The following is an 18873-nucleotide window of genomic DNA, read 5'->3' as shown; positions in this document are numbered from 1 at the left end:
CGCCGTATGATCCCCTGGCTGAAGATCTTCCTCGACAACGACACCCGCTACACCCAGTTCCTGTGCCCGTCGCCGGCGGACTCCAGCAACATCTCCCGGTCCCGGACCAAGTGTCCGTACGTGCCGCCGGGCGGGACGACCCCGCCGCCGAGCGGCGGACAGGTCGTCGGCGCCGGGTCCGGCCGCTGCCTGGACATACCCAATTCGTCGCAGACCAACGGCACCCAGGTCCAGCTGTCGGACTGCTCGGACAGCGCCAACCAGAAGTGGGCACGCACCGACACCGCGGAACTGCGCGTGTACGGCGGCAAGTGCCTGGACGCCGAGGGCTCCGGCACCTCCCCCGGCACACGAGCCATCATCTGGGACTGCCACGGAGGAACCAACCAACGCTGGAACGTCAACGCCAACGGCACCATCACCAGCGTAGGGTGCGGCCTGTGCCTGGACGCGTACAACGCCGGCACGGCCAACGGCACCCCAGTGGTCCTGTGGACCTGCAACGGCGGGTCCAACCAGCAGTGGGCCCTCCGGTGAAGCAGGCCGGAGCCGGTACCTGAGGACGGCTGAAACCGGAGTGCCGGGCACCCGGCACTCCGGCTTCAACACCGTGGTGTCCGGCACGAGTGGCGAAGGCTGCGCACCCGTCCTGACTGTCTCGACCAACGGGGAACGGGGAGCGGAGCAGGTCCACCTGGGAAGTATCAGCTGGTCCAAGCCGTGTCTCTCCGATCACTATTGCGGGCCACTCGACCCGTAACCTCCGCCCCCTTCGCAAGCGCGGATTCCCCGTCCGACGGTCCCGCTGACGACGACGCGGTGACGGGCGGCCCGTGTCGGCCACCTTCTGGGCCAGAGCCGCACCGGCGGACCTGCCAGACCTCGGACACGCCCTGATCCGGCTGCCGGAGACGCGCAACTGCGCCGCGATCAGCGGCCCCAACAACCTCATTCTGCAGGCCAACCTGCATTCGGTGGCCGACGTCCTCCGCTTCGAAACTCACCTGGCCGCCGCGCACCCCGACCTCGACATCGTCGAACGGGTGATCACCATGCGGTACGAGAAGCTGTTGGGCCATCTCCTCGACCACCACGGCCGCTCCATCGGAACCGTCCCTCCGGACATCTGGGCCGAACCGTGCGGAGACCTCTGACCTGACGTCGACCGGGTCAGCGCCTGGAAGAACAAAATTGCCTGGAGTCCCGGCAAGTTGACACCTACGGGGGCGGCTGTCCAGTCCGGGCTCGTGCCTTAGAGGCCGCAGTGAACGATGTCGCTGCCGATCACGGTGAGGGTGGGGGAGAGGTCGAGGAGGTCGGCGGCGGGACAGGTGAGCGGGTCGGCGGGGTAGGCGACCAGGTCGGCGGGCGTGCCAGGGGCGAGCATGGCGGGGCGGCGCAGGAGTTGGGCTCCGGCGGCCGCCCTGGAGTCCGACGGGCGGGCCCCCTACACCGAACTGGCCCGGCAGGTCGACAGCACCGCGCTCACCATCCGCCGTCGCACCGAGCGCCTCGCGGGCCGCGCCGTACGGCTGGCTGCCGAGGTGGACCTGGCCCTCCTCGGCGTCCATGCCGAAGCCCAGCTGTGGATCACCCTGGCCCTCCACGCCCTCGACCGGACCGCACAGGCCCTCAGCCACAACACCCAGATCCGGTTCACCGCCGCCACCACCGGACCCGCCAACCTGCCGGCCACCGTGGCCGCGATCGACCTCCACGCCCTCCAAGACCTGCTCACCGACTCCCTCGGCGCCCTACAGGACATCGTTGCCGTGGAGACCACACCGATCCTGAACACCGCCAAACGCGCCGGACTCCTGCGTGCCCGGCCGCCGCACGTCCCACCGCGTGGTCGATGAGCGGATGGCGCAGCCGTCCGGTGCAGCCGGACGGACGTGGAGCTTTCACACGGCGCCGGATGAGCGTGCCATCCGGCTGGTGGAGGTCGGCTCGTGTCTGCCCATTGCGCGAAGAGTGGCGAGCATCCATTATCAGGAATCCTGTTACTTCAACATTGTAAGAATGGTGATCAAGCCATGCCATTGAGCCCCAGAATCCAGGCCAGAGGGATCCAACTGCTGCTCGGTCGCATGATGGCGCGCGTCCACAAGGACCTGCGCTTTACGGACATCCCGAAGCGCGCCGAAGCCCTCCGGGTGGAGACCGGCGCCGGCCCGGTGCCTTGCACGGTCTACCGCCCGCCGGCCGACACCAGAACTCCTGCCCCCGTGTATGTCAACTTCCACGGCGGTGGTTTCGTGGTCGGCCGCCCGGAGCAGGACGACCACATCTGCCGTTACATAGCCGCCACGGCCGGCTGTGTCGTGATCAACGTGGACTACGCCGTCGCCCCGCAGCGGCAGTTTCCGGTGCCCGTCACCCAGGCGTACGACGTCACCGCGTGGGTCGCCGAGAACGGCCCCGCCCACGACTGGGACGGCTCGCGCCTCGCCGTGGGCGGACACAGCGCCGGGGCCAACCTGACGGCCGCGGTCTGCCGCATGGCCCGGGACCGCGGCACCTTCTCGCCCCGGCTCCAGATCATCGACTCCGCACCGCTCGACCAACTCGCCGACCCGGCCACCAAGCAGTCCCTCATCGCCAAGCCGCTGCTCAGCCCCCAGCTCATGCGGGTCTTCACCGCCGCCTACGTCCCCGACCCCGCCGACCGTGCCGACTCCCTCGTCTCGCCCGCACTGGCCGATGACCTCGCCGGGCTCCCTCCCGCCCTGGTCATCACCGCGGAGAACGACCGCCTGCGTGACGAGGGCGACGCCTACGCCAAGGCTCTGGAGGCCGCAGGCGTTCCGGTCATCCACCGTGTCTTTGAGGGAGTCGATCACTACTTCACCCATATCGGTCCGGTACCGGCGGGAAAAGCAGCCATCGACGTGATGGCCTCCACCTTGCGCACCGCACTCAGCGTCTGAGGCCGGCCAGTCGAGGCAGATGAACGCGGTTCCGGCGGCTTCTCAGCGACCGGTGCGGCGAATGACCGAACGGCAGCGTCGGTCAAGGTAGTGGACGGCAAGCCGCAGGTGCCGGAAGGCCAGGTTGCGGGTCTTCTTGTGTGTGGGGGGAGCGGTGATAGATCTGCTGGGCGATCACCGCGAGCCGGAACAGGCCGAAGACCTCGGCCTTGATGGCCGCGCTGGTGCGGTTGAGATGGGAGGCGACCTGCTCGGGGGTGAGGTTGGTGAGATCGGGGTGGTTCCAGGAGTGGTTGCCGACCTCGTGTCCGGCTTTCGCTTCGGCGCGCACCAGCTCGGGGTGGGCGGCGACGTTCTGGCCGGTGGTGAAGAAGGTGGCGCGCGCCTTGTACTCCGCGAGGTGGTCAGCAGGCCGCGGTCTCCGGCGCCGCCGGTCCGTCGTCGAAGGTCAGCGCGATGCACTTGACCTTCTTGCAGCACCACCTGACGCAGCCCGGCAGCGACGATGCCGCACTGCTCATCGCTAAGCTGCCCCGTGACGAAGCTTCCTCCTCGTTGAACGCCGGAAAGACGCGCCGCTTCAGCTCCTCACCTTGATCTGTCAGGCTCAGAAGCACCAGCCTGCCGTCGGTGGGGTGATCGGCTCTCTGTACAAGCCCACACCTTTCCAGCGTCCGGGCAACCCCGGTGAGCGTGCCCTTGGAGATCCCGGCCTCTGTCCCGTGTCATCGATCCAGCTTCGTCACGCGGAACTGGCGTCGTCGAGGCGGCCCCGGACCTCGGTGGCAGGGACGCAGAATGCGGCCGACATGCGGCCGACGCCGTTCGAGCTGATCCGCGCGCGATTCCCCTCCGGCCGGAGCGGCCTCGGTCGGGCGAAACCACCTGCGACCGTCGCCGCGTGCACCCGCTGGTGCTGTGACCGCGTAGGTTCGCCGGGTTGGGTTGGGCAGAGCCGTCGTTTTCAGAGATCGCATTCCGACCAGAGCCCGGTGTCAGAGCCTCCCGGTAGCGTGCCGGCAACCAGATCCGACTCCTATTCGGGAGAACTACCGTGGACATTCTGCTCATCGCCGGCTTGTGGCTCGACGGATCCGCCTGGGACGACGTCGCGCCCGAACTCACCGCGCTCGGCCACCGTCCCGTGCCTCTCACCCTCCCGGGACAGGGCGACGGTACCGCCTCCGCGACGCTGGACGACCAGTTGGAAGCAGTGCTTGCCGCAGTTGACGCGGCGCCCGGAATGCCCCTGGTGGTAGGGCACTCCGCAGCATCGACCTTGGCCTGGCTGGCCGCCGATGCGCGACCGGAGAAGGTGGCCAAGGTCGCCCTGATCGGTGGCTTCCCCGCCGCCGATGGGCGGGCCTACGCCGATCACTTCGCGATCGAGGGCGGCGCCATGCCCTTCCCGGGCTGGGATCCCTTTGAGGGCGCTGACGCCGCCGATCTGGACCAGCAGACCCGGGACCGCTTCGCCTCCGCCGCCGTTCCCGTCCCCGAGGCGGTCGCCAGGGGAGTCGTACGCTTGACCAACGAGCGCCGCTTCGACGTTCCGGTTGTGGTTATCTGCCCCGAGTTCACCCCCGCCCAGGCCGAGGAGTGGGTCGCCGCCGGTGAGAGTCCTGAGCTCGCCCGCGCTACCCACCTTGAGTACGTGGACCTCGATTCGGGCCACTGGCCGATGGCCACCCGTCCCCGCGAACTCGCCCGCGTCCTGGCAAAGGCCGCCAACTCCTAGCGGTGCCAGGTTGGGTGGTCAGGCCGCGGTCAGTAGTGGTCTGCCGCCCCAGCGGAGGCCCTTCTCGCTGCGGATGCGGGCACGTTCCTTGCGCTGGGCCGCGAGAACATCGGGATGACGGGCGTTGTCGTTCCGCCGGCGCAGATAGGCGTGCAGGGCACGGGTCTGCGCGGTGTGGCTGCGGTGGTTGGAGTTGGCGATTCCGGCTCGAACAGTGCCATCTGCCCGACTCCGGATGGGGGATGCTCAACCTTTCGGGCGGCGTCGTAACCGCAGGCAAAGAGTGGACGGACGGCGGCTCGGTGCACGAGGTGCACTCCCTCAAGCGCCGCGCGGCTACCGCGACCCGGCCTGTGCCCATACGGCCGCAGTTCTTACGCATGCTCCGCGCACACATCGAGCGCTTCGGCGTGGCGCCGGACCGCCGACTGTTCCGGAACCAGGCCGGCAACTACGTGAACGCAGCTGCATATGGCACAACGTGGGCGCGGGCACGGAAGTACGTCCTGACCCGTACGGAACTCGCCTCCAAGCTGGCCAAGCGGCCCTACCATCTCCGCCACGCCGGGATCTCGTTCTGGCTGTACTCCGGTGTGGACCCCGCCGAGTGCGCTCGTCGCGCGGGCCAGAGCATTGAGGTCCTCTTCCGAGCGGGACAGCGGTGGGAGGAACTGGGAGTTATGACGTAAGTCGGTCCTTGCTCCGGGCGGGCCGAGAAGAAGGCGCCTGGCGGGCAAAAGCCCAGGTCAGGCGCCTTTTTTCGTGCCTCTAGAAGAAGCCCAGCTTCCTCGGTGAATACGACACCAGAAGGTTCTTCGTCTGCTGATAATGCTCCAGCATCATTTTGTGCGTCTCGCGGCCGATTCCGGACTGCTTGTAGCCGCCGAACGCCGCATGCGCCGGGTAGGCGTGGTAGCAGTTCGTCCAGACCCGGCCCGCCTGGATCGACCGGCCGGCCCGGTACGCCGTGTTCATGTCGCGGGTCCAGACGCCCGCGCCGAGGCCGTACAGCGTGTCGTTGGCGATCTTGATGGCGTCGTCGAAGTCGTCGAAGGAGGTCACCGAGACCACCGGACCGAAGATCTCCTCCTGGAAGATCCGCATGCGGTTGTCGCCCTCGAAGATCGTCGGCTGGACGTAGTAGCCGCCCTTCAACTCACCGTCGTAGTCGACGCGTTCACCGCCGGTGAGAACCCTCGCGCCCTCCTGCCGGCCGATGTCCAGGTAGGAGAGGATCTTCTCCAGCTGGTCGTTGGATGCCTGCGCGCCGATCATCGTGTCGGTGTCGAGGGGATGGCCCGGCTTGATCAGCTCGGTGCGGGCGACGGCCGCCTCCAAGAATTCGGCGTAGTGGCCGCGTTGGACCAGCGCCCGGGACGGGCAGGTGCACACCTCGCCCTGGTTGAGCGCGAACATGGTGAAGCCTTCCAGCGCCTTGTCACGGAAGTCGTCGTTCTGCGCCCATACGTCGTCGAAGAAGATGTTGGGCGACTTGCCGCCGAGCTCCAGCGTGACCGGCTTGATGTTCTCCGAGGCGTACTGCATGATCAGCCGCCCCGTCGTGGTCTCACCCGTGAACGCCACCTTCGCCACCCGCGGGCTGGACGCCAGCGGCTTGCCCGCCTCCGCGCCGAAGCCGTTGACGATGTTCACCACACCCGGCGGGAGCAGATCGGCGACCAGGCTCATCCAGTAGTGGATGGAGGCCGGCGTCTGCTCGGCCGGCTTGATGACGACGGCGTTGCCCGCGGCGAGGGCGGGCGCCAGCTTCCAAGTCGCCATGAGGATGGGGAAGTTCCAGGGGATGATCTGCGCGACGACGCCGAGCGGCTCGTGGAAGTGGTATGCCACGGTGTCGTCGTCGAGTTCGCCGAGCGAGCCTTCCTGGGCGCGGATCGCGCCCGCGAAGTAGCGGAAGTGGTCGATGGCGAGCGGGATGTCGGCCGCCAGCGTCTCACGCACCGGCTTGCCGTTCTCCCAGCTCTCGGCGACGGCCAGCGGCTCCAGGTGCGCCTCCATGCGGTCGGCGATCTTGAGCAGGATGTCGGAGCGCTCGGTCACCGACGTGCGGCCCCAGGTCGGGGCGGCCGCGTGCGCCGCGTCGAGCGCCCGCTCCACGTCCTGCGCCGTGCCGCGCGCGATCTCCGCGAACGGCTGCCCGTTCACCGGGGACGGGTTCTCGAAGTACTGTCCGCGGGCCGGCGGCACGTACTCGCCACCGATGAAGTGGTCGTAGCGCGCCTGGTAGGAGACGATCGCGCCCTCGGTGCCGGGCGCCGCGTAACGAGTCATGCTGCACTGCCTCCTTCAGAAGCGCTGCCCGCCGTTGGGCAGCTCTCGGCGCGAGGCTAGGCGGCGGCACGTTGCACGTACGTTGCGTGGCGCGAGCCTTTGGTCAGCGGGCCGTCTGACGTGGCCACGCGGCCGGTGCCGCCAGCTCGGACTCCAGCGCGGCGAGGCGGGACCGGACCGCCGGGGTCGGTCGTACCGCGGCGAGCGCCCGCCATACGTCGAGGTCGTCCTCGCCCCACGGCGCGTGCGCCCAGTCCGCCAGCAGGTCGGGATCGCGACGGGCGATCAACGCCGTACGCAGACCGTCGGCGAGACGGCGCCGCAGGCGCACCACCGCCGGGGCCTGGGAGCCCGGCAACAGCGGACCGGCGTACGCCGAAGCGGCCGCCGTGACCGCGCCGGTCTCCAGCCGCCGCTCGACGACGGAGACGTCGGACTCGACCGGGACGGTGAGCCGGTAGGGACGTGAGGCCAGCAGGCCGGGGCCGAGAATCCTGCGCAGCCGGGCCAGTTCGGCGCGCAGCGTCACCGGCGTCACCGACTCGTCCTCGTACAGCGCGCACAGCAGCTCGTCGCCGGTCAGCCCCTCCGGGTGGCGGGCCAGCAGCACCAGCAGCTCGCTGTGCCGGCGGCTGAGCCTGATCCGCCGACCGCCGCTCAGCAGTTGCGCCTCGTCACGGCCCAGCGCTATCAGCTCGGGCGTGTCCGCGGCCGGGCCGACGGGCGGGAGCAACGCCAGCTGTGACTCGGCGGCGCGCGCCACGGCCTGCACGAAACCCAGGCTGTGCGGATGCGCGAGCCCGTCCCCGCCGGTGATGTCCACGGCGCCGAGCACCCGCCCGGAGCGCGGATCGTGCACCGGGGCCGCCGCACACGTCCAGGGCTGCACGCGCCGTATGAAGTGCTCGGCCGCGAACACCTGCACGGGCCGGTCGACGGCGACGGCCGTGCCCGGCGCGTTCGTCCCGACCGCGGACTCCGCCCACCGCGCACCCGGCACGAAGTTCATCCGCCCCGCCCTCCGGCGGGTGGTCGCATGCCCCTCGACCCACAGCAGCCTGCCGTGCTCGTCGCACACCGCCAGGAGATGCTCGCCGTCGGCCGCGAACGTGCCCAGCAGTTCCCGGAACAGCGGCATCACCCTCGCCAGCGGATGCTCGGCCCGGTAGGCGCCGAGGTCACCGTCCACGAGCTCCACGTTCGCGGTGCCGTCGGGTCCGACACCGGCCCGAGCGGAACGCCGCCACGAGTCGGCCACCACCGAACGGACCGGACGCGGCACGGTGCCCGCCTCGGTGAACGTCTCGTGCGCGCGACGCAGCATCCGCACACGCTCGGCAGGGTCGGCCCCCGGCTCCAGGGCCACCCATGGATCGGTCAACTCGGCCTCCCTGAACGGCGGTGCGCTTGGGCCCATCGTCACGCCGGTTACGCGCGCCGACAACCGTTTCGACCACGCTCACCCGAACGACGATCCTGCCGCCGCGGTCAGACGAAGTTGACCAGCCGTATATAGCGCGTCCAGTCCCAGTTCGGGCCGGGATCGGTGTGATCCGTGCCCGGCACCTCGTGATGCCCGATGATGTGCGCACGGTCCTTCGGGATGCCGTACTTCGTACAGATCGCCGCCGTCAGTCTGGCCGACCGCTCGTACAGGGCATCGGTGAAATAGGCCGGCTGGTCCACCCACCCTTCGTGCTCGACGCCGATGCTGCGGGTGTTGTGGTCCCAGTTCCCCGCGTGCCAGGCGACGTCGGCCTCGCGGACGCACTGCGCCACGTGCCCGTCGGCCGACCGGACGAGGTAGTGCGCGGACACCTTCTTCTTCGGGTTCTGGAAGATGGACAGCGTGCCGGCGTACGTCTCCTGCGTGACATGGATGATCACGTGGTCGAGCGGATACGTCGTGGGGCGGTCGGACGCCGTGTAGTTGGACGGGGTCGCCGGTTGCCACTCGGCCAAGGGGTAGTCGATCGCTCGGGGTTCGGCTCCGGTGCGTGCCCGCGGGAGCAGCGCGTACGGGACGGCGGCCAGGGCGGCGCCCCGCAGCAGCCGTCGCCTGCTGGGGATCGGTCTTGCGCGGTCCATGGACGAGTGCCTCCCCGACATGTGAACCCCCCTTGTCCACGCCTACACGCACCATCGCCACTACGGCGGGTGCGCCTCGCGTGAATCACGGTACGGCGCTTGCTGGTTGGGCGAAGAGCAGGCTGTACTTCGGTGGACGACGGCGGAACTGTGGAAAACTCGCTCACCCGGACGGGTGAAGGCGGCGGTGAACGCGGCCCGGGATCAGGTCCGTTCGGCCACACCCGCCGGATCGTCCAGGACAGCCCGCACCACCGAGTGCGCGGCCCCCAGCAGCGGCCCCTCGGGGCCGAGCCGTGACACGGACACGGGACAGGCCGGCCCTGCCGTGCGCCGGGCCAACTCGTCGCGCAGGGACGGCAGCAGCCAGGGCGCGAGCCCGGCCAGCGCACCGCCGAGCACGACGCCTTCCGGATCCAGCAGGTTGACCGCACCCGTCAGCGCGATGCCGAGCGCCTCTCCCGCGTCGTGCAGGGCCCGTCGTACGGCCGCGTCGTCGTTCGCGGCGCGCCCCGCGAGCAGTCCGACGCGGTCCTCGCCCGGCTCGAGACCGGCCGCGCGCAGCACCGCTTCCTCACCGGCGTACTGCTCCAGACACCCGCGCCCGCCGCACGGGCACTCGGGCCCGTCGGGGCGGACCGGCACATGCCCCAACTCGCCCGCGAAACCACGCGTCCCGCGCAGCACCCGCCCGTCCACCACGACCGCCGCGCCGATGCCGATCTCCGCCGACACATGCAGGAAGTCGCGGGGGGTGCCCTCCCCGAGCCAGAGTTCCGCGAGAGCGCCGAAGTTGGCCTCGTTGCCCACGGTCAGCGGGAAGTCGGCGGGCAGCAGGGCGCCGAGGTCCGTGTCGTTCCAATGGAGGTTCGGGGCCCGTACGACGGTACGGGCGTCGCGCGCCACCAGCCCGGGGACGGCCACGGCCAGGCCCGCGGGCCACAGGCCCTCGCCGTCCGCCTCGGCGACGACCCGGCGCACCAGCGCGGTGAGCTCCGCGATCACCGGCCCGGGCGTACGGCCCCGGTTCGCGCCGTGCCGCACGGCTCTGAACCGCACCTCCCCGCGCAGATCGACCGCACAGACCGCGAGGTGGTCGACGCCGATCTCGGCGCCGATCCCTGCGGGACCGCGCCGGCTGACGGCGAGCGCCGACCCGGGCCGGCCCACCCGGCCGGGCCGCTCCGGGCCCAACTCCTCCAGGAGCCCTGAGCGGATGAGCTCGTCGACGAGGGTCGACACCGCCGCACGGGTCAGCCCGATCCGCGAGGCGACGGCGGCTCGGGACAGCGGGCCCTCGGCGCTGACGGTGTGCATCACCCGGGCCAGGTTGCGGCGGCGCATGCCCTGCTGGGTGTCGGGCAGCGCACGCCCCGGCCCGGCCGGGTGAGCCTCGTGCAGCGGTGCGGTCATGCCTCCGTCCGTCCTCGGTCGGTGTCGGCCGGTGGGCCTGTGCGAGAAGACGCCCGTCAGTGGGCTTGCGGCCCTCGCTCCAGCAGCGGGGCCGCGTCGGAGAGTACCCCGGCGATCCTGGCCAGCGTCGCCTCGTCCCGCTCCACCGCCTCCAGCACCGGTCCGGCGGCCGTGTTCCAGCGCCGGGCGACCGCGCCCGGGTCCTCGCCGGTCAGCAGGCCGGCCGCCTGGGCCGCGGCGCCGAGTGCGACCAGTTCCTTGGCCTCGGGCACCTGGACGGGACGTCCCGACAGCCGCCGTACGGTCTGCTGCCAGGCCGTGCCCCGGGCGCCGCCGCCGATCAGCAGCAGTGGCGTCGAGCGGTCGGCGTCCTCGTCGAGGACCAGGTCGAGCGCGCCGAGCAGTGACTGCACGGCACCGTCGTACGCGGCCTGCAGGAGCTGGCCGCCGGTCGTGTCGTGGCGCAGCCCGTGCAGCAGTCCCGACGCGTTCGGCAGGTTCGGGGTGCGCTCGCCGTCGAGGTAGGGGAGGAGGGTGACGTCGGTGGTGGGCTCCACCGCCTCGCGGTCCAGTCCCAGCAGCGTCGCGACGCGGTCGACGGCGAGCGTGCAGTTCAGGGTGCAGGCCAGCGGCAGCCAGTCGCCGTGGGCGTCGGCGAAGCCCGCCACAGTGCCGGTCGGGTCGGTGGGGCGCCGTTTCGACACTGCGTACACCGTGCCCGAGGTGCCGAGGCTCATCACCGGCGTGCCGGGGCGCAGCCCCAGGCCCAGCGCGGCGGCGGCGTTGTCTCCGGTGCCGGGGGCGACCAGGGTGCCCTTGGAGAACGGCAGATCGTGGCCGTCGCGCACCGTACCGGCCACCTCGCCGGGCCGGACCACGCGGGGCAGCAGGGCGGGGTCGAGCCCCACGTGCGCGAGGATCTCCGCGTCGTACGACTCCGTCCCGGACGCCCACCAGCCGGTCCCGGAGGCATCACCGCGGTCGGTCGTGCCCTGCCCGGTGAGGCGCTCGGTGAGGTAGTCGTGGGGGAGGCGTACGGCCTTGGTCGCGCGGACTGCCTCCGGTTCGTTCTCGGCCAGCCACGCCCACTTCGTGACCGTGAAGGAGGCGGCCGGGACGGAGCCGGTGCGTTCGGCCCAGAACTTCGCGCCGCCCAGCTCATCGGTCAGTCGACGGGCCTGCGGCGCCGAACGCACGTCGTTCCACAGCAGGGCCGGGCGCACCGGCTCGCCCTGGGCGTCCAGCGTGACGAGACCGTGCTGCTGTCCGCCGATCGACACCGCGGCGGCCTCGCGCGCCGCGTCCCCGCAGTGGAGCAGTGCCTCGCACAGGGCGTCCCACCACTGACGCGGGTCGCTCTCACGACCGGCCCCGGAGGACACGGTGTGCGGGGCCTGCCCGCTGGCCACCACCCGTCCGGTCGACGCGTCGACGACCAGGGCCTTGGTGGACTGTGTGGATGTGTCCACACCGACGACGAGCGGACCCTCGGCTGCTGACATCGGGCTCTCCCTCTTGTGCGGCTCTCGTCCCTGCCCGGAGACATCTCTGCGCTGAGACATGTCTGCCCGGAGACATCTTGTCTCTTCCCAGAGATGCCTCCGCATACTAATTTGTAAATTGCCATGACGAAATAGTCGTAAGCAAGCAGTCGCAACCAAGCAGTCGTAAGCGAGCAAGGAGCCGCGGCATGAACTACCAGCCCACCCCCGAGGACAAGTTCACCTTCGGACTGTGGACCGTCGGCTGGCAGGGACGGGACCCCTTCGGTGACGCCACCCGCCGTGCCCTCGACCCGGTCGAGACGGTGCGGCGCCTGGCCGAGCTCGGCGCCCACGGCGTGACCTTCCATGACGACGACCTGATCCCCTTCGGATCCTCGGACACCGAGCGCGAGGCCCACATCAAGCGCTTCAGGGAGGCTCTCGACGCCACTGGCATGAAGGTGCCGATGGCCACCACCAACCTCTTCACACATCCGGTCTTCAAGGACGGCGCGTTCACCGCCAACGACCGCGACGTGCGCCGCTACGCCCTGCGCAAGACGATCCGCAACATCGACCTGGCCGTCGAGCTGGGCGCCCAGACGTACGTCGCCTGGGGCGGCCGCGAGGGCGCCGAGTCCGGCGCCGCCAAGGACGTACGCGTCGCTCTGGACCGCATGAAGGAGGCCTTCGACCTCCTCGGCGAGTACGTGACCTCCCAGGGCTACGACCTGCGCTTCGCCATCGAGCCCAAGCCCAACGAGCCGCGCGGCGACATCCTGCTCCCCACCGTCGGCCACGCGCTGGCGTTCATCGAGCGCCTGGAGCGTCCGGAGCTCTACGGCGTCAACCCCGAGGTAGGCCACGAGCAGATGGCAGGCCTGAACTTCCCGCACGGCATCGCGCAGGCCCTGTGGGCGGGCAAGCTCTTCCACATCGACCTCAACGGCCAGTCCGGCATCAAGTACGACCAGGACCTGCGCTTCGGGGCCGGTGACCTGCGCGCCGCCTTCTGGCTGGTCGACCTCCTGGAGAGCGCCGGTTACGACGGGCCCCGCCACTTCGACTTCAAGCCGCCGCGGACCGAGGACCTCGACGGCGTGTGGGCGTCGGCCGCCGGCTGTATGCGCAACTACCTCATCCTGAAGGAGCGTTCGGCCGCCTTCCGCGCCGACCCGGAGGTCCAGGAGGCCCTGCGCGCCTCGCGTCTGGACGAACTGGCGCAGCCGACCGCTGCCGACGGCCTGAAGGCGCTCCTCGCGGACCGCACCGCCTTCGAGGAGTTCGACGTGGAGGCGGTCGCCGCGCGCGGGATGGCCTTCGAGCGCCTCGACCAGCTGGCGATGGACCACCTGCTGGGGGCGCGCGACTGAGCGCACGCACGCGCGCGTGGCACCGGTCTGTGAGCGATCACCCTTGAGCGATCACTTCGAGTGACCTCGTTGAGCGGTCTCTTTGAGCGGTCTCCTTGAGTGACCCCCGCACGGAATGTCCCGGAATCATGCCGTCCATGGCGTGAGCCCGTATCAACTTCCGTACGGGGGTCGCGACATGACCGGTTCGAGGCGACTCTGGGCGGTATGGCCATGCCGCCCGTACCGCCTCAGCCGCCCGGGCCACCGGGTCACACGCCGCCTGCGGGTGGCGGCTTCGGACCGCCTCCCTCGTACAGCGGGTGGCCGCCGACCCAGCCGCCGGACCCGCCCGAGCCGCCTGACGGCCCGGGCGGGAACCGAGGCCCGGGGCGCCGGCGCAGCCCGCTCTTCGTCCTTCTGGTCGTGCTCGTGGCCGCCGCGGCGGTCGTCGCCGTGGTCCTGATGGCGTCGGGGAGCGACGACTCACCGGATGAGAAGCCGTCCCCGGAGAGCAGCGGGAGCGCAGGCCGCTCTTCCTCGCCGCCCTTCGGCCTGCCGACGGAGTTGCCCAGCGAACTGCCCTCGCGGTTCCCGAGCGAGCTGCCCTCGCGGTTCCCGAGCGAGCTGCCGAGCGGCTTTCCCGAGCGACCTCGAATCGCTGATCCCGTCCCTCTAGGGACTCGCGGCGAGGCGGCTGTCCCACTCACATACGGTGGGGCAGCCGCACGTAGGTTCACACACGGTGGTGCAGCCGCACGTAGGTCACCGTCGTCTCCACCCCGCTGTCGACCAGGCGGCCCTGCGCGTCGAACGCGCCGGTGCCGTCCGTCATCCCGAAGTCGTTGTCGTTGATCAGGGCGAGCGTGTCGTGGTCCACGCGCGCGACGCCCTCGATCTTCCCGGGCACGCCGGCGACCGTGCCGAGGTCGACGACCAGTCGCTTGGCGAGCACCGGGACCCCCGAGGCTGCCGGATCGTCGAGCTGCTCCAGCGACGGAGACGTCGTGTCGTCGTCCCAGGGACCGCCCAGTATGTTCGCGCGGCGGTCCAGGCGTACGAGGTGCAGCCGCGCGGCCTTGTCGGTGCGCTCCTCGACCAGCAGCCGGTCATGGCCCACGGCGACCACCGAGGAGATCTTGAGCTCGGAGATGTCGTCCTCGCTCGGATCGACCACGTTCACGGGGTCGAAGCGGTACGCGTACTCGGCGGTGACGGCCTTCCTCTGCGGCGAGAAGCGCAGCAGGCGGGTGGTACGGGAGGCGTCCGATGCGTCCGCGTCGGGCAGGGACAGCGGGCTCTGCACGGCCATCACCAGGTCTCCGCCCGGCAGCAGGGCGAGCCCTTCGAAACCGCGATTGACCTTGCGGTGCAGCAGGACGGACGGCAGCGCCTCCACCACCGGATAGTCCGCCCCGGTGAGACGCAGCCCCTTGGGCACATACCGCGTGAGCACCTTCCCGCGCGCGGAGACGTGGACGAGGGACGGCCCGTACTCGTCCACGAGCCAGAAACTCCCGTCCGCGGCCCGGACGATGCCCTCCGTGTCCAATCCGTTCGGGTTGTACGGCAGAGGCTCCTGCGCGTCATAGGAGTACGGCGCCTCGTCGCGTCCCTCCTGGTTCGGCAGGCCCGTGACGGGCTTGCCGGAGGAGGTGGTGATCGGGATCGCGTCCAGCACCTTCACGGTGTCGCCGGACACGCGGATCTTCACGATCGCCGGGTCGAAGCCCGGCACCGGGAACGTGCGGCGCTTCTTGCCGCCCACCTTGATCTGCCCGTTGGGTCCGCGGTCGGTGACCGTCCAGAACTCGCCCTTGCGGCCCGCCGGACAGATGTCGCTGCCGATGCCGCCGAGGTCCACGCCCCGGTCGTCGTCCACTGTCCCGGGCAGCAGCGCGTTGCTGAACGCGTCGAGTGGGATGTCGCCGAGCGTCGCGGCGCGCACGACGTGCGCCTGACCGGACGGTGCGCCCACGGCCGGGCCGGCCGCCACCAGGGCGGCCATCACGGCGAGAGGGACGCCCACTGCGACGGAACGGTGGACGCGGTGGCGGCCGGTGGCGCGCGCGGACATCGGGCCTCCTGAGGGGCAAGTTCGGTGACAGTGGCCAGATTTGGGCTCCGCGCGGAACGCCGTACGACTGTGGGGTGAACGCGGTGCGGCATCCGCTCGTCGAGCGGATGCCGCACACCAGGAAGCCGGCCTCTTAAGGCCTTTTGAAGGCTGCCCTCAGTAGGCCTCCTCCTCGGGAGTGGGCGCTGTGGAGGCCAGTGCCGTCGCGGGGTCCTGTGCCGCGTCGCCCGCAGGCACCCAGCGGCCGCCTTCTTTGCGGTACGGCCACCAACGGCCGTCCTGACCCAGGCGCAGCTGGCTCGGCGCGCCGACGACCGTCCACCGGTTGCCGTTCGCCCGCAGAGTGGGCCGTTCGTCCTCGTCCCAGGCGGAGTCCAGGGCGGCACGCGCGCGTGCGAGCGCTTCGCCCTCGATGGCCCACTCCTCCTCCAGCACCGACAGGGCGGCCACACCCCCGTGGCGCCAGGCGCGCACGGCCAGCGCCAACTGCTCCCGGCCGCGCCCGGAGCCGTCGGCGAGCCGGTCCACCACGTCGCTCCCGGGACCGCCGACGGCAAGGCGTACGGCGTCCTGGGCAGCCGTCAACTCCGGCTCGGGCGCGTGCGGTTCCGGCCCGGCAGAAAGAGCTGCCGCCAGCATGCGGTGCGCTTCTACGGCGGTCCGGGCGGCCAGGAACTCCAGGGCGGCCGGGTCGACCCCGGGGGCGGGCGGGGCCTCGGCGTCCAGAGACGGCGGCACGCCGGGCTCCCCGGGGAGCCCGGGGAGGGCGGGCAGCGACGGCAGGACATCCCCGGCCGCGTACGCCTCCGCGGCATCCACGCCCGACGTCGGCTCGGCTGCTTCCTCTTCCTCGGCGGGCGGGGCGCTGCGGTACTGAAGGGCGTCCAGCAGGGCGCGTTCGGCGCGTCCGCGCATCAGGAGCAGCACGAAAGGATCCTGGTCCAGCAGCCGCGCCACCTGGTGGCAGAGGGCCGCCGTGTGACCGCAGTGGTCCCAGGCGCCGCAGCCGCACTCCGGCTCCAGATCGCCCACACCGGGCAGCAGTTCGATCCCCGCGGTCGCCGCGTCCTCGACCAGGTGCGGCGGCATCTCGCGGTCCAGCAGCGCCGCGACGTGTCCGGCCCGCTCGACGGCCATGTCGACAAAGCGGTTCCACTGCTCACCGGACAGCTCCGCCAGCAGGACATCGGCCCTGTGCGCCGTGCCGTCGCGGTCCCGGACGACGGCCGTGATGCGCCCCGGGCGCACGGACACCGCGCCCACCGCTCCCGCGCGCGCGAGACTGCGGCCCGTCTTCACCTGCTTCCCGTCCAGCGCGGTGTCCTCCAGTGCCTTCAGCCAGGCCCGGCCCCACCACGAGTCCGCGAAGCCCCGCCCGTGCGCGGGCGGCAACGCCTCGAACGTGCGTTCCGTGGCATCGTCGTACGCGGTCATCGTCCGCCCCCTCGCAGTTCGACCAGATCGGCCAGCTCGGCGTCCGTCAGTTCCGTGAGCGCCGCCTCGCCGGAGCCCAGCACCGCGTCCGCCAGCTGTCGCTTGCGGCTCAGCATGTCGGCGATGCGGTCCTCGATCGTTCCCTCGGTGATCAGCCGGTGTACCTGCACGGGCCGGGTCTGCCCGATGCGGTACGCGCGGTCGGTGGCCTGGGCCTCGACGGCGGGGTTCCACCAGCGGTCGTAGTGCACGACGTGCTCGGCCCGCGTGAGGTTCAGCCCGGTGCCCGCCGCCTTCAACGACAGCAGGAAGACCGGGACTTCACCTGCCTGGAAACGCGCCACCATCGCCTCGCGCCCGGCGACGGGCGTCCCGCCGTGCAGGAACTGCGAGGGCACACCGCGATCCGACAGGTGCCGCTCGATGAGCTTGGCCATGCGCACGTACTGCGTGAAGACCAGGACGCCCGCGCCCTCGGAGAGGATGGTGTCCAGGAGTTCGTCCAGGAGCTCCAACTTCCCGGACCGGCCGGCGATCCTGGGCTCCTCCTCCTTGAGGTACTGCGCCGGATGGTTGCAGATCTGCTTCAGGCCCGTCAGGAGCTTCACGATCAGCCCGCGCCGCGCCATGCTGTCGGCGCCGGAGATCTCCGCGAGCGTCTCGCGCACCACGGCCTCGTACAGACCCGTCTGCTCTTTGGTGAGCGACACGGCACGGTCGGTCTCGGTCTTCGGCGGCAGCTCCGGTGCGATCCCCGGATCCGACTTGCGACGCCGCAGCAGGAAGGGGCGCACGAGCCGGGCGAGCCGTTCCGCGGCGGCCGGATCCTGACCGCCCTCGACGGCCTGCGCGTAGCGAGTGCGGAAAGTACCGAGCCGGCCCAGCAGCCCCGGGGTGGTCCAGTCGAGGATCGCCCACAGCTCGGACAGGTTGTTCTCCACCGGGGTGCCGGTGAGCGCCACGCGCGCGCGTGCGCCGATCGAGCGCAGCTCGCGGGCGGTCGCCGAGTACGGGTTCTTCACGTGCTGGGCCTCGTCCGCCACGACCATGCCCCACGGCACCTCGGCCAGTCGGCGCGCGTCCAGGCGCATGGTGCCGTACGTGGTGAGCACGAACTCCCCGTCGGCCAGGTCCTCCAGGCCGCGGTGCGCGCCGTGGAAACGACGTACGGCAATACCAGGCGCGAACCTCTCGATCTCCCGCTGCCAATTGCCCATCAAGGACGTGGGGCACACCACGAGCGTGGGACCGGCGGACGCCGCGTCGGTCTGCCGGTGCAGGTGCAGGGCGATGAGTGTGATCGTCTTGCCGAGTCCCATGTCGTCGGCGAGACAGCAGCCAAGTCCCAGGGACGTCATCCGGGCGAGCCAGTTCAGTCCCCGCCGCTGATAGTCCCGCAGTGTGGCCGCGAGCGCGGCGGGCTGCTCCACCGGCTCCTGCTCCTCGGGGTCCGCGAGCCGCTCCCGCAGGGCCGCCAGCCATCCCGTGGGGTGCACGTCGACCCGGCGGCCGTCGATCTCCGTGGAGCCCGTCAGAGCGGCACCGAGCGCGTCGACGGGTGTCACCTTCTGGTCCTGCTGGGCGTGGGCCCGGCGTACCTCGTGCGGATCGACCAGGACCCACTGATCGCGCAACCGCACGACCGGGCGGTTGGCCTCGGCGAGCCGGTCCAGTTCCTCCCGCGTGAGCCGCTGGTCGCCCAGTGCGAACCACCAGTTGAAGGACAGCAGCGCGTCGGCGGACAAGAACGACGGCGTGTCCGAGGAGAGGCGGTTCGGACCCGGCGCGTCGTCCGGCGGACCGACCACCGCGCGGGTGGTGAGGGTACGGGCCAGTTCCTTCGGCCAGTGCACTTCGACTCCGACGCCGGCGAGCGTTCGGGCGCCCTCTCGGAGGAGTTCGGTGACCTCCTCGTCGGCGAGCTCGACGGCGTCCGGCACGGTCGCCGACAGCAGCGGCGTGAGCGGCGGCCAGGCCCGGGCCGCCCGGCGGAGCGCGAGCAGGGCGTCCATCCGCGCGCGTGGCCCGAAGGCACCCCCCGCGGCGCCGGTCGCCGTCCACACCG

15 protein-coding genes and 4 pseudogenes are annotated in these 18873 nt (G+C 71.0%); 7 read left to right on the top strand and 12 right to left on the bottom strand.

Translation table 11 applies throughout. From position 1 onward, the window contains the following. Positions 1-129: 129 nt before the first annotated feature. Positions 130-537: pseudogene (locus CLM62_RS51255) on the top strand (ricin-type beta-trefoil lectin domain protein); the annotation flags it as partial. 296 nt (positions 538-833) lie between these two features. Then, a complete protein-coding gene (locus tag CLM62_RS08455) occupies positions 834-1154 on the top strand; it encodes a hypothetical protein (RefSeq protein ID WP_095749235.1) in 321 nt (106 codons plus the stop codon). 98 nt (positions 1155-1252) lie between these two features. On the opposite strand, the gene CLM62_RS51250 is transcribed toward CLM62_RS08455, so the two are convergent. Beyond that, complete coding sequence (locus tag CLM62_RS51250; RefSeq protein WP_257003737.1) at positions 1253-1387, bottom strand: hypothetical protein; 135 nt, start codon at positions 1385-1387, stop codon at positions 1253-1255. Between CLM62_RS51250 and CLM62_RS08450 the strand changes: the two genes are divergently transcribed. Continuing rightward, a complete protein-coding gene (locus CLM62_RS08450) occupies positions 1386-1859 on the top strand; it encodes an Lrp/AsnC family transcriptional regulator (protein WP_095749234.1) in 474 nt (157 codons plus the stop codon). The two genes, CLM62_RS51250 and CLM62_RS08450, sit on opposite strands and share 2 nt — an antisense overlap. Positions 1860-2036: 177 nt before the next feature. Further along, positions 2037-2930 carry an alpha/beta hydrolase gene (locus CLM62_RS08445; protein WP_095749233.1) on the top strand — a complete coding sequence of 298 codons (894 nt, stop codon included), beginning with the start codon at positions 2037-2039 and terminating at the stop codon, positions 2928-2930. A gap of 82 nt (positions 2931-3012) precedes the next feature. Here CLM62_RS08445 and CLM62_RS08440 read toward each other — a convergent pair. Together CLM62_RS08440 and CLM62_RS08435 are read right to left on the bottom strand one after the other, a co-directional pair. Further along, positions 3013-3285, bottom strand: a pseudogene (locus CLM62_RS08440) (polysaccharide deacetylase family protein); the annotation flags it as partial. A gap of 83 nt (positions 3286-3368) precedes the next feature. After that, a pseudogene (locus CLM62_RS08435) lies at positions 3369-3646 on the bottom strand (MarR family winged helix-turn-helix transcriptional regulator); the annotation flags it as partial. 338 nt (positions 3647-3984) lie between these two features. Here CLM62_RS08435 and CLM62_RS08430 point away from each other — a divergent pair. Continuing rightward, complete coding sequence (locus tag CLM62_RS08430) at positions 3985-4668, top strand: alpha/beta fold hydrolase (protein WP_095749231.1); 684 nt, start codon at positions 3985-3987, stop codon at positions 4666-4668. Between the two features lie 18 nt (positions 4669-4686). On the opposite strand, the pseudogene CLM62_RS51245 reads toward CLM62_RS08430, so the two are convergent. Continuing rightward, a pseudogene (locus CLM62_RS51245) lies at positions 4687-4869 on the bottom strand (IS630 family transposase); the annotation flags it as partial. Between the two features lie 179 nt (positions 4870-5048). Between CLM62_RS51245 and CLM62_RS08420 the strand changes: the two are divergent. Further along, complete coding sequence (locus CLM62_RS08420; protein ID WP_257003736.1) at positions 5049-5357, top strand: hypothetical protein; 309 nt, start codon at positions 5049-5051, stop codon at positions 5355-5357. A 79-nt stretch (positions 5358-5436) separates the two neighbouring features. Here CLM62_RS08420 and CLM62_RS08415 read toward each other — a convergent pair whose 3' ends face one another. The 5 genes from CLM62_RS08415 to xylB all read right to left on the bottom strand — a co-directional run bounded on the left by CLM62_RS08415 (position 5437) and on the right by xylB (position 11963). Next, on the bottom strand, positions 5437-6960 hold the full coding sequence (locus CLM62_RS08415) for an aldehyde dehydrogenase family protein (RefSeq protein WP_095749230.1): 1524 nt from the start codon (positions 6958-6960) through the stop codon (positions 5437-5439). Between the two features lie 103 nt (positions 6961-7063). Further along, on the bottom strand, positions 7064-8341 hold the full coding sequence (locus tag CLM62_RS08410) for a GAF domain-containing protein (RefSeq protein ID WP_373559121.1): 1278 nt from the start codon (positions 8339-8341) through the stop codon (positions 7064-7066). A 107-nt stretch (positions 8342-8448) separates the two neighbouring features. Next, positions 8449-9048, bottom strand: coding sequence for an N-acetylmuramoyl-L-alanine amidase (locus CLM62_RS08405; RefSeq protein ID WP_095749229.1), 600 nt, complete (start codon positions 9046-9048; stop codon positions 8449-8451). A 204-nt stretch (positions 9049-9252) separates the two neighbouring features. Beyond that, complete coding sequence (locus CLM62_RS08400; RefSeq protein WP_095749228.1) at positions 9253-10461, bottom strand: ROK family transcriptional regulator; 1209 nt, start codon at positions 10459-10461, stop codon at positions 9253-9255. A gap of 56 nt (positions 10462-10517) precedes the next feature. Further along, a complete protein-coding gene (xylB, locus tag CLM62_RS08395) occupies positions 10518-11963 on the bottom strand; it encodes a xylulokinase (protein WP_095749227.1) in 1446 nt (481 codons plus the stop codon). Positions 11964-12151: 188 nt separating this feature from the next. Here xylB and xylA point away from each other — a divergent pair, with 188 nt between their 5' ends. Continuing rightward, positions 12152-13318, top strand: a complete 1167-nt coding sequence (xylA, locus tag CLM62_RS08390) for a xylose isomerase (protein ID WP_095749226.1) — start codon at positions 12152-12154, stop codon at positions 13316-13318. 715 nt (positions 13319-14033) lie between these two features. Here the strand turns inward: xylA and CLM62_RS08380 are convergent. The 3 genes from CLM62_RS08380 to CLM62_RS08370 form a co-directional block, all read right to left on the bottom strand. Next, positions 14034-15374: an esterase-like activity of phytase family protein gene (locus CLM62_RS08380; RefSeq protein ID WP_095749225.1), complete on the bottom strand. Its 1341-nt coding sequence runs from the start codon at positions 15372-15374 to the stop codon at positions 14034-14036. A 156-nt stretch (positions 15375-15530) separates the two neighbouring features. After that, positions 15531-16808: an SWF or SNF family helicase gene (locus tag CLM62_RS08375; RefSeq protein WP_095749224.1), complete on the bottom strand. Its 1278-nt coding sequence runs from the start codon at positions 16806-16808 to the stop codon at positions 15531-15533. After that, the coding region (locus CLM62_RS08370) for a DEAD/DEAH box helicase (RefSeq protein ID WP_107483766.1) at positions 16805-18873 on the bottom strand (2069 nt) is incomplete at its 5' end. The genes CLM62_RS08370 and CLM62_RS08375, both read right to left, overlap by 4 nt.

This window comes from Streptomyces sp. SA15 (assembly GCF_002291145.1).
Taxonomy (GTDB): Bacteria; Actinomycetota; Actinomycetes; order Streptomycetales; family Streptomycetaceae; genus Streptomyces.
The sequence above is the reverse complement of the archived record's forward strand: the minus strand, read 5'-3'. Positions and strand labels throughout refer to the sequence as shown.